The sequence below is a fragment of the Luteibacter sp. ME-Dv--P-043b genome, from assembly GCF_030209605.1.
Taxonomy (GTDB): Bacteria; Pseudomonadota; Gammaproteobacteria; order Xanthomonadales; family Rhodanobacteraceae; genus Luteibacter.
In genome coordinates this window covers 1-12,813 of record NZ_JARVRT010000050.1, presented here as the reverse complement: position 1 = coordinate 12,813, position 12,813 = coordinate 1, and the positions used below count along the sequence as shown (strand labels likewise).

At 68.4% G+C, this 12,813-nt stretch carries 11 protein-coding genes and 1 riboswitch; of the genes, 7 read left to right on the top strand and 4 right to left on the bottom strand.

The window, feature by feature from the left end:
* Positions 1 to 295: 295 nt before the first annotated feature.
* On the top strand, positions 296 to 718 hold the full coding sequence (locus tag QRN34_RS19165; RefSeq protein ID WP_285407110.1) for a hypothetical protein: 423 nt from the start codon (positions 296 to 298) through the stop codon (positions 716 to 718).
* Here QRN34_RS19165 and QRN34_RS19160 read toward each other — a convergent pair whose 3' ends face one another.
* From QRN34_RS19160 to QRN34_RS19150, 3 genes are all read right to left on the bottom strand, one after another.
* On the bottom strand, positions 719 to 3,373 hold the full coding sequence (locus tag QRN34_RS19160) for an excinuclease ABC subunit UvrA (RefSeq protein ID WP_285407107.1): 2,655 nt from the start codon (positions 3,371 to 3,373) through the stop codon (positions 719 to 721). It lies immediately after the preceding gene.
* A gap of 200 nt (positions 3,374 to 3,573) precedes the next feature.
* The gene (locus tag QRN34_RS19155) at positions 3,574 to 3,759 is read right to left on the bottom strand and encodes a hypothetical protein (RefSeq protein ID WP_036140654.1); all 186 of its coding nucleotides are present in this window, start codon (positions 3,757 to 3,759) and stop codon (positions 3,574 to 3,576) included.
* Positions 3,760 to 3,871: 112 nt separating this feature from the next.
* Complete coding sequence (locus QRN34_RS19150) at positions 3,872 to 4,615, bottom strand: LysR family transcriptional regulator (RefSeq protein ID WP_285407105.1); 744 nt, start codon at positions 4,613 to 4,615, stop codon at positions 3,872 to 3,874.
* Positions 4,616 to 4,803: 188 nt separating this feature from the next.
* A riboswitch (cobalamin riboswitch) is annotated at positions 4,804 to 5,009 on the top strand.
* A 138-nt stretch (positions 5,010 to 5,147) separates the two neighbouring features.
* Here QRN34_RS19150 and QRN34_RS19145 point away from each other — a divergent pair.
* From QRN34_RS19145 to mmsB, 5 genes are read left to right on the top strand one after another with little or no spacing between them, the layout of a single operon-like run.
* Positions 5,148 to 6,662: a CoA-acylating methylmalonate-semialdehyde dehydrogenase gene (locus tag QRN34_RS19145; protein ID WP_285407113.1), complete on the top strand. Its 1,515-nt coding sequence runs from the start codon at positions 5,148 to 5,150 to the stop codon at positions 6,660 to 6,662.
* Positions 6,663 to 6,673: 11 nt separating this feature from the next.
* The gene (locus QRN34_RS19140) at positions 6,674 to 7,849 is read left to right on the top strand and encodes an acyl-CoA dehydrogenase family protein (protein ID WP_285407103.1); all 1,176 of its coding nucleotides are present in this window, start codon (positions 6,674 to 6,676) and stop codon (positions 7,847 to 7,849) included.
* Positions 7,846 to 8,643, top strand: a complete 798-nt coding sequence (locus QRN34_RS19135; RefSeq protein ID WP_285407101.1) for an enoyl-CoA hydratase — start codon at positions 7,846 to 7,848, stop codon at positions 8,641 to 8,643. The genes QRN34_RS19140 and QRN34_RS19135 overlap by 4 nt, the downstream gene beginning before the upstream one ends.
* Complete coding sequence (locus QRN34_RS19130; protein ID WP_285407099.1) at positions 8,640 to 9,812, top strand: enoyl-CoA hydratase/isomerase family protein; 1,173 nt, start codon at positions 8,640 to 8,642, stop codon at positions 9,810 to 9,812. Before QRN34_RS19135 ends, QRN34_RS19130 begins: the two co-directional genes overlap by 4 nt.
* A complete protein-coding gene (gene mmsB, locus QRN34_RS19125; protein ID WP_285407097.1) occupies positions 9,809 to 10,705 on the top strand; it encodes a 3-hydroxyisobutyrate dehydrogenase in 897 nt (298 codons plus the stop codon). The genes QRN34_RS19130 and mmsB overlap by 4 nt, the downstream gene beginning before the upstream one ends.
* A gap of 23 nt (positions 10,706 to 10,728) precedes the next feature.
* Here mmsB and QRN34_RS19120 read toward each other — a convergent pair whose 3' ends face one another.
* Positions 10,729 to 11,634 (bottom strand): LysR family transcriptional regulator, encoded by a 906-nt coding sequence (locus tag QRN34_RS19120; RefSeq protein ID WP_285407095.1) that lies wholly within the window; start codon positions 11,632 to 11,634, stop codon positions 10,729 to 10,731.
* 142 nt (positions 11,635 to 11,776) lie between these two features.
* Here QRN34_RS19120 and QRN34_RS19115 point away from each other — a divergent pair, with 142 nt between their 5' ends.
* On the top strand, positions 11,777 to 12,481 hold the full coding sequence (locus QRN34_RS19115) for an SDR family NAD(P)-dependent oxidoreductase (protein WP_285407093.1): 705 nt from the start codon (positions 11,777 to 11,779) through the stop codon (positions 12,479 to 12,481).
* Positions 12,482 to 12,813 lie beyond the last annotated feature (332 nt).

Here is a 12,813-nt window from a genome sequence, read left to right as displayed (position 1 = left end):
CATGGATGGCGAATCGGAAACCCCCGTTCGAAGCCCGACCCGCCCCGTAGGGGAATAGATAGACGGCCGCGCGTAGGAGCGCACGATGTGCGCGAACCAGATAAACGGCCGCGCTAGCGGCTTTTCATCCGGGTCGCCGCAGGCGTGGCCCCGAGGGTGGCACCCGCCGGCTCTTGCTCCCACGTCCTCCCCAACTGACCATTTTTCTTATTGACGCGGCGCCGCAAACGCGGTGTCCTTCCCTCGGCCGTCCATACGGCCAGGCCCAAATCGGGCCGGGAACTGGGGGTAACCAATGAAAACCAAGATGTTGGCAGGGGCGACCGCCGTCGCCGTGGCATGGGTGCTGGCCGTCGCGCCGCTGACCGCACGTGCGGCGCCGGAAACGCCGCCGGACTCGATCTGTGCGGTGCTCGACGGAGCGGCGCGCTATCTCAACACCACCGTGACCGTGCGCGGCATCGCCAGCAGCGAGGGCAAGGTCACCACGCTGTCGGACGCGCAGTGCAAGGGCGCCGTGGCGCTGGCCATGGACGAGAAAGCGATGGGCAAGCGTGACGTGTCGTCGTTCCGGCGGACCGTCGCTGCCAAGGGTATGCGGGCCGACGCCACCGTGTTCGGTCGCTTCAAGGCCACTGGCGATACCCGGCAGCCTTATGCGATCGACGTCTACAGCGTGCGTGACGTCAACGAACTGCGGGTCGCCGAGGGCGGTTGATCAGCCGATGACACGCGCCAGGTAGGGCGCCGTGCGGCTGGCGCTTTCGGCGGCCACGGCGCGGGGCGGGCCGCTGGCGACGATGCGTCCGCCCTCGCTGCCGGCACCGGGACCGACGTCGATCACCCAGTCGGCACCCGCGACGACACGCATCTCGTGTTCGACCACGACGACGGTGTTGCCCGCATCGACCAGCCCCTGCAGCTGCGCGACCAGTTTGTCCACATCCGACGGATGCAAGCCGGTGGTCGGTTCGTCCAGCACGTAGAAGTTGCTGCCGCGCTGCGAACGCTGCAGTTCGGTGGCCAGCTTGATTCGTTGCGCTTCGCCGCCGGAAAGCTCGGTGGCCGGCTGGCCGAGGCGCAGGTAACCCAGACCGATGTCGTAGAGCAGCATGAGCGGCCTCTTCACGGCGGGCTCGTCGGCGAAGAACTCGCAGGCTTCCTCCACCGTGAGTTGCAACACCTCGGCGATGTTCCTGTCGTTCCAGCGGATGGCGAGCGTGGCCTCGTTGTAGCGTGCGCCGTGGCAGGTGGGGCAGGGTGCGTAGACGCTGGGCATGAACAACAGCTCGACGCTGACGAAGCCCTCGCCGTCGCAGGTGTCGCAGCGGCCCTTGGCCACGTTGAAGGAAAAACGCCCCGCATCGTAGCGCTTCGCCTTGGCCGCTCGCGTGGCCGCGAACAGCTTGCGCACGTGGTCGAACAGCCCGGTATAGGTAGCCAGGTTGGAGCGCGGCGTGCGTCCGATCGGTTTCTGGTCGACCTGGACCAGGCGGGTGATGGTGTCCGCGCCCTTGTGGATGCGACCGCCGGTTTTCGTGACGATGCCGGGCGCGGCGTCGTCGGTCTCATCGTCGACGGACGCGGGCTCGTGGCCCAGGTGGTCGCCGAGCAGTTCGACCAGGGCCTGGCTGACCAGGCTGGATTTGCCTGATCCGGAGACACCCGTCACGGCGGTGAACAATCCCAGGGGAAAGGCGACATCCAGTGCGTGGAGGTTGTTGCGGGTGATGCCTTTCAGTTCCAGCCAGCGGGACGGCATGCGCGGCGGGCGTTCGCGCGGATGCGTCTTACCGAAGAGGTAGGGCGCGGTGCGCGACAAGGCGACATCGGCCAGGCCCGCCGGCGGTCCGCTGTAGAGGATCCGTCCACCGTGTTCGCCCGCATCGGGACCGACATCGACCAGCCAGTCGGCGCGGCGCATCACGTCCAGGTCGTGTTCGACGACGAAAAGGGTGTTGCCCGATCGCTTCAGTTGTTCCAGGGCGGACAGCAGCGCCTCGCCGTCGGCGGGATGCAGGCCCGCGGAGGGTTCGTCGAGTACATAGACCACGCCGAACAGGTTGGAGCGGATCTGCGTGGCCAGGCGCAGGCGCTGCAATTCGCCCGGCGACAAGGTGGGGCTGGCGCGGTCCATCGACAGGTAGCCCAGACCCAGTGACTGCAACGTGCCCGCGCGGACCAGCAGGTCCTGCGCGATGCGCTGCGCGGCGATGCGTTTCTCCGGCGAGAGGTGCGAGGTGCGGCGCACGTCCGATGAGCCCTGGTGCGCGGCGCCACCGCCGGCCACGCGCTTCGCATCGGCGCGCTTGCCTGCGGCGCGGCTGCGCGTGCTGGTGCTTGAATCGTCGTCGAAGCGGCCTTCGGCGATGGGCCGCAGCGTATCCACCAGCGCATCGAACGAGAGCGCGGACAGGTTGCCGATGTCCAGACCGGCGAAGGTCACCGCCAGCGACTCGCGCTTGAGCCGCTTGCCGTCGCACAGCGGGCACAGGCTGCCGATCATGTAGCGCGACACGCGTTTCTTCATCAACGGGCTTTGCGTGCTCGCGAACGTGTGCAGCACGTAGCGACGCGCGCCCATGTACGTGCCCATGTAGCTCGGCTCGGTCTTGCGCTTGAGCGCGGCACGCGTTTCGGCGGGGGTGAAGCCCGCATACACCGGTACCGTCGGCGTTTCCTCGGTGAACAGTATCCAGTCGCGCTGCTTCTTCGGCAGGTCCTTCCACGGGATGTCCACGTCGTAGCCCAGCGTGACCAGGATGTCGCGCAGGTTCTGCCCATGCCAGGCCGGCGGCCACGAGGCGATGGCCCGCTCGCGGATGGTCAGGGTGGGGTCGGGCACCATCGAGGCCTCGGTCACCTCGTAGACGCGCCCCAGCCCGTGGCAATGCGGGCAGGCGCCCTGCGGCGTGTTCGGCGAGAAGTCCTCGGCGAACAGCATCGGCTGGTCCGGCGGGTACGAGCCGGCGCGCGAATACAACATCCGCACCAGGCTGGATAACGTGGTGACGCTACCCACCGACGAGCGCGTGCCCGGCGTACCGCGTTGCTGTTGCAGCGCCACTGCCGGCGGCAGCCCTTCGATGTCGTCGACATCGGGAACGCCCACCTGGTCGATGAGGCGCCGCGCGTAGGGGGCCACGGATTCGAAATAGCGCCGCTGCGCCTCGGCGTAGAGCGTGCCGAAGGCGAGCGAGGATTTGCCGGAGCCCGAAACGCCGGAGAACACCACAAGGGCGTCGCGCGGGATGTCGACGTCGATGTTTTTCAGGTTGTGTTCGCGTGCGCCACGGACGCGGACGAAGCCGCGGGTGTCGGTGGGCGTGGGGACGTTGACGGGAATAGTAGGCGGGGCGTTGCGTCGGGTCATGCCCGTATTATCGCCGCCGGATCATCTGCCGTGACGTGAAATTGCGTGTTGTTGCGTTGGGGAGGTAGGGCGGGTTGTGTGGGGGCGTGTTTGCGGGTGTGTGGTCGCGGGAGTGGATCGCGGACATCGTCCGCTCCTACAGGTACACGTTGCGCCGACTACCTACGTAGGAGCCCACGATGTGGGCGATCCAGACAACCTCAGCGCCGACGGGCAACCACACGCACGCGCTGCATGCGCCGCTGCTGCATCAGGTTGAACCAGAACAGCGTTTCCGTGACCACGCCTGCACCGACGAGCAGCAGTGTTCCGGTGACCGACCCGGCGACATATGACACGACGGCCAGGGCCAACCATGCGGCGAGGATGAGGTGGCGCTGGCTCATGGTGTTTCTCCTGCGTGCTGCGCGACACCGGGACCCGGGCGCGGCCTGAAACGATCCTCGGCTACACAGGAGGTGGTGTCAATCGGCCATATGTCAAGGTTTGGTGGACGATTCAGCCTCGGTAACGCAGTTCATCCACCAGCAAGGTAAGGGCCGGCACGGGCTGTCGGCGGTTGGGGTAATAGAGGTGATAGCCGGCGAAGGGTTCGCACCAGTTCTCCAGCACACGCACCAGCGCTCCCGCTTCGACATGCCGCGAGACCACGTCCTCGGGTACCCAGGCCAGGCCCAGGCCAGCCAGGGACGCACGGACGATCGCGTTCATGCCGTCGAGGATCAACTGGCCCTCCACCCGCACCTTCACTTCGCGGCCGTCCTTCTCGAAGTCCCAGGCGTACAGGCTGCCGTAGGTCGGCAGGCGCAGGTTGATGCAGTTGTGCCCGGTCAGGTCCTGTGGCGTGCGCGGGAGCGTGCGCCGCTCGAAATAGCCGGGCGTGGCGACCACGGCCATGCGCATGGGCGGGTCAACCGGCACGGCGATCATGTCCCTGGCCAGGTGCTCGCCCAGGCGGATGCCGATGTCGTAGCGCTCGGCCACGATGTCCACCAGCCCATAATCGACGCTCAGCTCGACATGGATGTCCGGGTACTGCGGCAGGAACCGTTCCAGCGCAGGCATGACGATGGATTGCGCGGCATGCTCCGCGGTGGTGATGCGCAGGTTGCCTGCCGGGCGTTCGCGCAGCTCGCCCAGGGCCTCGATCTCCGCCTCGATCTCGTCGAAGCGCGGCCCCACGCTGCCGATCAGCCGTTCGCCCGCCTCGGTGGGCGAGACGCTGCGCGTGGTGCGCGCCACCCTCCACCCAGCGATTAAGCGGGGTAACACGCTTGGTCCTATGTCGTGGATTCATCAATGGGCGGGGTGACGTCGCTGCGCTCATCACGCCCGGAGCGATGGGGTGAGGCCCGATCATGACCCCACGCCCTGACGCCGTAGCCCCGCCGTTTACTGCATCGCAGCGTGTCCCCATGCGTTGCGCCGCCTACAATCGATGGGCCACAGGTGTCCTGCCGCCGCCATTCCGGTGCGCAGGGTGAAACGGGAAGCCGGTCCGATGCCGGCGCTGCCCCCGCAACGGTAGGCGAGAAAACCCGACTCAGAACCACTGCGGCAACGCGGGAAGGTGTCGGGCTGATGCATGCCGCATCGCTCGCAAGCCCGGAGACCGGCCCGTGGTAGACATCGCATGCGGTGTCTTCCTCGGGTGTTGCGGTGGGCAACCGGATGAGCTGACTCGACGCGGCGTCCGTTGTCTCGAATCACTTGTCTTGTCCCTCGCACGCCCGGTTTCGCGGGTGAGCGATCTGGAGACTGGACAATGAACGAGATGAACCCGGCCGCGACCCATGTCGCCACGGTAAAGCTGCTGATCGACGGCGAGTTCGTCGAATCGACCACCACGCAATGGCGTGACGTGGTCAACCCGGCCACGCAAGTAGTGTTGGCACGCGTGCCCTTCGCCACGCCCGCGGAAGTCGAGGCGGCGGTGGACGCCGCGCGCCGCGCCTTCGTCACATGGCGCAAGACGCCCATCGGTGCGCGGGCGCGCATCTTCCTCAAGTACCAGCAACTGATCCGCGAGCACATGGCCGAACTGGCCGCGACGCTCACGGCGGAGCAGGGCAAGACGCTGCCCGATGCCGAAGGCGACGTGTTCCGCGGCCTGGAGGTGGTGGAACACGCGGCGGCCATCGGCAACCTGCAGCTGGGCGAGCTGGCCAACAACGTGGCCGGCGGTGTCGATACGTACACGCTGCTGCAACCGCTGGGCGTGTGCGCGGGCATCACGCCGTTCAACTTCCCGGCGATGATTCCGTTGTGGATGTTCCCGATGGCGATCGCCACGGGCAACACCTTCGTGCTGAAACCGTCGGAGCAGGACCCGATGGTGACCATGCGCCTGGTCGAGCTGGCGGTGGAGGCGGGCATCCCCCGCGGTGTGCTCAACGTGGTGCATGGTGGTGAGGACGTGGTCAACGCGATCTGCGACCACCCGCAGATCAAGGCGGTGTCGTTCGTCGGCTCCACCCGCGTCGGCACCCATGTCTACCATCGTGCTTCGCAGACCGGCAAGCGCGTGCAGTGCATGATGGGCGCGAAGAACCACGCCGTGGTGCTGCCCGACGCCCATCGCGAGCAAACGCTCAACGCGATGGTCGGCGCGGCGTTCGGCGCGGCGGGCCAGCGCTGCATGGCGGCCTCGACGGCCGTGCTGGTCGGCGCCGCGCGCGAATGGCTGCCCGACCTGGTGGCCCGCGCGAAGACATTGAAAATCAATGCGGGCAGCGAGGCCGGTACGGATGTCGGCCCGGTCATCTCCTGCGCGGCGCGCGATCGCGTGCACGCCTTGATCGACGCCGGTGTGGCCGAAGGCGCCACCCTGGAGCTGGACGGCCGCGATTGCCGCGTGCCGGGCTACGAACAGGGCAACTTCGTCGGTCCGACCATCTTCTCGGGCGTGCGCCCAGGCATGCGTATCTACGACGAGGAAATCTTCGGTCCCGTGCTCGTCGTGCTCACGGTGGACACGCTGGATGAGGCGATCGCGCTGGTCAACGCCAACCCCAACGGCAACGGCACGGCGTTGTTTACGGGCAGCGGCGCCGCGGCGCGTCGTTTCCAGGAGGACATCGACGTGGGGCAGGTCGGCATCAACGTGCCTATCCCGGTGCCGGTGCCGCTGTTCTCGTTCACGGGCTCGCGCGCCTCGAAGCTGGGCGACCTGGGGCCGTACGGCAAGCAGGCGGTCATGTTCTACACGCAGACCAAGACGGTCACCTCGCGCTGGTTCGACGACGGCGGCACGGGTCAAGGCGTCAACACCACCATCAGTCTGAAGTGAGGGCGCCCCTTATGGACATTCCGGTGACGGTGCAGGCCGCGGGCCTGAGCGACGAGCAGAATGCGTTCCGCGAGGCGGCGCGCGACTTCGCCCAGGCGGAGCTGGCGCCGCATGCGGCGCACTGGGACGCGCAAGGCATCTTCCCGCGCGAGGCCATCGGCAAGGCCGGCCAACTGGGCTTCTGTGGACTCTATGTGGACGAAGCGGCGGGTGGTACCGGCCTGACGCGGCTGGACGCGGCCATCGTGTTCGAGGAACTGGCCGCGGTCGATCCCTCCACGGCCGCCTTCATCAGCATCCACAACATGGCGACCTGGATGCTGACCACCTACGCCCAGCCTGCACTGTTGCAGGCATGGGGCGAACCGCTGGCCAGCGGCACGCGTCTCGCCTCGTACTGCCTGACCGAGCCGGGCGCGGGTTCCGATGCGGCCTCGTTGCAGACGCGCGCCGTGCGCGAGGACGACCATTACCTCATCAACGGCAGCAAGGCGTTCATCTCCGGGGCCGGCGCCACCGACATGCTGGTGGTGATGGCCCGCACCGGCGGCGACGGCGCGCGCGGCATCAGTGCGTTCGCGGTGCCCGCGGATACCGCGGGGATCGGCTACGGCCGCAAGGAGGAAAAACTCGGCTGGAACAGCCAGCCCACGCGTGGCATCACGTTCGAGGACGTGCGTATCCCCGCAACGAACCGGCTGGGCGAGGAAGGCGAGGGCTTTCGCATCGCGATGAAGGGCCTGGACGGTGGCCGGATCAATATCAGCGCGTGTTCGCTGGGCGCGGGGCAGGGGGCGCTGGATGCGGCTCGCCGCTACCTGGGTGAGCGGCGCCAGTTCGGCCGCAAGCTGGGCGAGTTCCAGGCGCTCCAGTTCAAGCTGGCCGACATGGCCACGCAACTGGTGGCCGCACGGCAGATGGTCCACACCGCCGCGCGCAAGCTGGACGCACGCAGCCACGACGCCACGGTGTGGTGCGCCATGGCCAAGCGTTTCGCCACGGATGCCGGCTTCGCCATCTGCAACGATGCCTTGCAGTTGCATGGCGGGTACGGCTACATACGCGAGTACCCGATCGAGCGGCTGCTGCGCGACAGCCGGGTGCACCAGATACTGGAAGGCACCAACGAGATCATGCGCGTGATCGTGGCGCGCCACCTGCTCAACACCGAAGAGGAATTGCGATGAGTGGCTACAAGGACACCGATTGGACCGGACTGGCGCTGAAGGTCGAGGGCCATACGGCCGTCGTGACCCTGCGCAACCCGCCGGCCAACACCTGGACGGTGCACAGCCTGACGGCACTGCGTGATCTGGTCGGCGCATTGAACGCCGATCGCGACATCTACGCCCTGGTGGTCACGGGCGAGGGCGGCAAGTTCTTCTGCGCCGGCGCCGACCTCAAGCAGTTCGCCGACGGCGATCGTGCCGTGGCGCGCGAGGCGGCGCGTCGCTTCGGCGAGGCCTTCGAGGCCCTGTCCGCATTCAGTGGCGTGAGCATTGCCGCGATCAACGGCTACGCGATGGGCGGCGGCCTGGAGTGCGCGCTGGCGTGCGACCTGCGCATCGCCGAAGCGCACGCGCAGATGGCGCTGCCCGAGGCCGGCGTGGGCCTGTTGCCGTGCGCGGGCGGCACGCAGAACCTTCCGCGCCTGGTCGGCGAAGGCTGGGCCAAGCGGATGATCCTGCTCGGCGAGCGCGTCGACGCGCCCACGGCGCTGCGGATCGGGCTGGTGGAAGAAGTGGTCCCCACCGGCGAGGGCCTGGCCACGGCCCTGGCCTGGGCCGCGCGCTCCCACGCACAAAGCCCGACCAGCGTCACGGCGTGCAAGCGGCTGGTCCAGGCCACTCGCACCCAGACCCACGCGGCCGCGCTGGTGGCGGAGCGTGAGGCCTTCGTCGACCTGTTCGACAGCGCCGACCAGGCCGAGGGTGTGCACGCCTTCCTGGAAAAGCGTAGCCCGCAGTGGAAGAACGCATGAGCGCGACGCCGATGGAGACGCCGGACGATGCACCGGTGCTGTTCGACGAGCGTGCGACGCGCGACGGCCGGCGCATCGGCATCGCCACACTGAACGCGCCAAAGACACTGAACGGCCTGTCGCTGCCGATGGCCCACCTGCTCGACGAACGACTGCGTGCCTGGGCCGACGATGACGGCATCGTCATGGTGCTGCTGCAGGGCGCAGGCGAGAAGGCCTTCTGCGCCGGTGGCGATCTGCATGGCCTGTACCGGGGCATGCTGGACCATCGAGACGGCAGCCACGACATCGCTCGCGATACGCCTGCCGCCGCTTTCTTCGCCACGGAATACCGGCTCGACTACCGCATCCACCGCTATGCCAAGCCGGTGCTGTGCTGGGGCCACGGCATCGTCATGGGCGGCGGCATCGGCCTGATGGCCGGCGCCAGCCATCGCGTGGTCACCGAGCGCTCGAAGCTGGCGTTCCCGGAGATCACGGTGGGCCTTTACCCGGACGTGGGCGGCAGCTGGCTGCTTCGCCGCGTGCCCGGCCATGGCGGCATCTTCCTCGCCCTGACCGGCGCGCCGCTGAATGCGGGCGATGCGATCCATGCGCGCCTGGCGGATCATTTCGTTGAGTCGTCGCGTCACGACGAGGTGGTCGCAAGGCTGATCGACACGGCATGGTCCGATGCCGCCACGAACAACCACGCGACGCTCTCGGCCCTGCTTGAGTCGTTCGCGCAGCCTGCGTCCGCCGGTCCACTGCAGCAGCATGCAGCGCTCATCGAGCGCCTGTGCGCACCGTCGAACCTGGACGAGGTCGTCGCCGGCATCATCGCCCTCGACACCGACGACGCGTGGTTGCAGGCGGCGAAAACCACGCTGCTCGCCGGCGCCCCCGGATCGGCGAGGCTGGGCTTCGAACTGCAGCGGCGCGCCGCCGACCTGTCGCTCGCGGATACCTTCCGCCTCGAATACGCCGTGTCGCTGCATTGCGCCGCGCACGGCGACTTCGCCGAAGGCATCCGTGCCTTGCTCATCGACAAGGACCGCCAGCCGCGCTGGAACCCCGCCACCCTCGCCGAGGCCACGCCGGCCTGGGCGGAAACCTTCTTCCACGCCCCATGGGCCGCCGCGGATCATCCGCTGGCCGACCTGGGTGCCTCCACGGAATCCTCGCCATGAGTCGCATCGCTTTCATCGGACTGGGCAACATGGGCGGCCCGATGGCCGCCAACCTGCTCAAGGCCGGGCATCACCTGCGCGTGTTCGACCTGGTGCCGACGGCGGTGGAGGCCGCGGTCGCGCTCGGCGCCACCGCGGCCGTCAGCGCGATGGACGCCGTGGTGGACGCCGAGGTGGTCATCTCCATGTTGCCGGCCAGCCGTCACGTGGACGCGCTGTATCGGGGCGCCGCGGGCCTGCTGGCGGCGATTCCGGCCGGCGCGCTGGTCGTCGACTGCAGCACCATCGCCCCGGAGACGGCGAAGCAGGTGGCCCGGGCTGCGGCCGATCGTGGGCTGGCTATGCTCGACGCGCCGGTGTCCGGCGGCACGGCCGGTGCTGCGGCCGGCACGCTCACCTTCATCGTGGGCGGCGACGCCGCGGTGCTGGAACGCGCACGGCCGCTGCTGGCGTCGATGGGCAAGAACATCTTCCATGTCGGTGCGAATGGCGCCGGGCAGGTGGCCAAGCTGTGCAACAACATGGCGCTGGGCGTCATCATGGCCGTCACCGGCGAGGCTATCGCCCTCGGCGCCGCGCATGGACTGGACCCGGCCGTGCTGTCGCAGATGATGGCGGTCAGCACCGGACGCAGCTGGGCCACGGAGGTCTGCAACCCCTGGCCCGGCGTGCTGCCCGGCGCACCCGCGTCGCGTGGGTACACCGGCGGCTTCGGTACCGACCTGATGCTGAAGGACCTGGGCCTGGTGACCGAGGCGGCGGTGGGCGTGGGCGCGTCCATCCCGCTGGGCGAACTGGCGCGCAACCTGTACGCGCTGAACAGCAAGGCCGGCCGCGGCGGGCTGGATTTCTCGAGCGTGGTGAAGCTGGTCGCGCCTTCGCTGGACGGTTGAACCGAGGCGACGCCCGCGACGGCTCAGGCGCGCAGGTGCTCGCGGCATAGCGCGAGCACCCGCTGCCGCAGCCAGCGGTGGCCGGGATCGTTGTCCAGTCGCGGATGCCACATCTGCGACACGGTGATACCCGGTGTCACCACCGGCAGCTCGAAGACGGCGATACCCTCCGTTGGTGTCGCCAGGAACGACGCGGGCACCAGCCCGACCAGGTCGGAGGCACGGACCACCGCCAGCACCGCGTGGAAGGCCGGCACCACCGCCACCACCTCGCGTTCCAGCCCGGCGACCGCCAGCGCGGTATCGACCGGACCTGTCGCCTGACCGCGGCGAGAGGCCACGACATGGCCGTGCGCGACATAGCGCCCGGCCGTCACCGGATTGCCATCGTCGAGTGGATGACCTCGCCGCACCACGCCGACGAAACGGTCGCGGAACAGGGCCTGTGTGCGTACCTCAGGCCCCATGCTGCCCACGACGCCCACTTCCAGGTCGGCCAGGCCTTCGCGCAGGTGCATCGGTGTCTTCTCGGCCTTGGACGCGAAGTGCAGGCGCACCCCGGGGGCGAGTCGCCGGGCGTCGGCGATCAGCAGCGCGGCGAACACCTCGACGAAGCCGTCGTTCGCACGCAGGGTGAAATCCCGTCGCAGGCCTGCCACGTCCTGTTCCGTCACGGCGGGCCGCAGCGCGCGTCTCGCGTCTTCCACCAGGCCACGAGTCACCTCGCGCAACGCTACCGCATGCGGGGTCGGCACCATGCGGCGTCCGGCACGTACGAGTAGTTCGTCCCCAGTGGCGGCACGCAGGCGCGTGAGCGTGCGGCTCATCGCCGATGCACTCAGACCGAGGCGGCGCGCCGCGCCCGCCACGCTGGCTTCCGCGAGCAGGGCGTCCAGCGCGATCAGCAGGTTCAGGTCGGGCTCGTCCATGGCGCATCGTAGCGTGGCTTAGGCCTCGATAAGGCGTCCGGTGCATCTATACGTTTCCGTTCGCGCGCCTTCCGCCCCATGTCCAGGGACACTACGTTGCATGGACCGCCCGCGAAGGGCAGCCCCTGTATCGGAGCGTCGCATGACACCTTCATCCCCACGCAAGACCATCCTGCTGGTCGGCGCCTCGCGCGGACTCGGTTTTGCCCTGGCCGAGGACTACCTCCGTCGCGGCTGGCAGGTTATCGCCACCGGGCGTGCCCACTCGATGGAACGGCTCCATGCACTGGCCGAAACATCGGCGGGTGCCCTCGAGGTGATGACACTGGACATCACCGACCCCGCCGGCATCGCCGACCTCCACGCACACCTGGTACCACGCCGGCTGGATACGCTGTTCGTCAATGCGGGCACAAAGAACGCCGACTGGGAAGGCATCGCCGACGTATCCACGGAGGAGTTCGTCCGCGTGATGGTGACCAACGCCCTGAGCCCGCTGCGGGTGATCGAGGCGCTGCACGCGTGCGTGTCGCCCAAGGGCACCATCGGGGTGATGTCGTCGGGGCAGGGCAGCCTGACCAACAACACCAACGGCCATTACGAGGTCTATCGGGGCAGCAAGGCGGCGTTGAACATGTTCATGCGCAGCTTCGCGGCACGGCACAAGGACGAGGCGCGCACGCTGCTGCTGATGGCACCGGGCTGGGTGCGCACCGACATGGGCGGGCCGGACGCGCGGCTCACCATCGCGGAGAGCATCCCCCGCCTGGTCGATACGATGCTCGCGCACGAGGGCATGCCGGGATTGCATTACCTCGACTACCTCGGGCGGACGGTGCCCTGGTAAGGACGTCCAGACGCCCGTCCGGTCACGTGGCCCGGGAGATCCACGTCGCGGTTCGCCGGCGGGATAGCCGCGTTTGCGGCAACTACGCGCAGCGGTGCGCTGCGTCACACTTGTGATGTTGTGGACACCGCATGCTTCAGCCGTCCACTTCCCCCTGTGTGGACCGGGCGGCGCTCCCGCTGGATGCGCCGGCGCCGCCCATTTTTTTGTTGGGCTTCGTGGGTGGGCTCGCCTTTGGCTTCGCTTTGGGCTTGGGGCTTGGGGCCTGGAGCCTGGAGCCTGGAGCAAGAGCCGGCGGGTGCCACCCTCGGGGCCACGCCTGCGGCGACCCG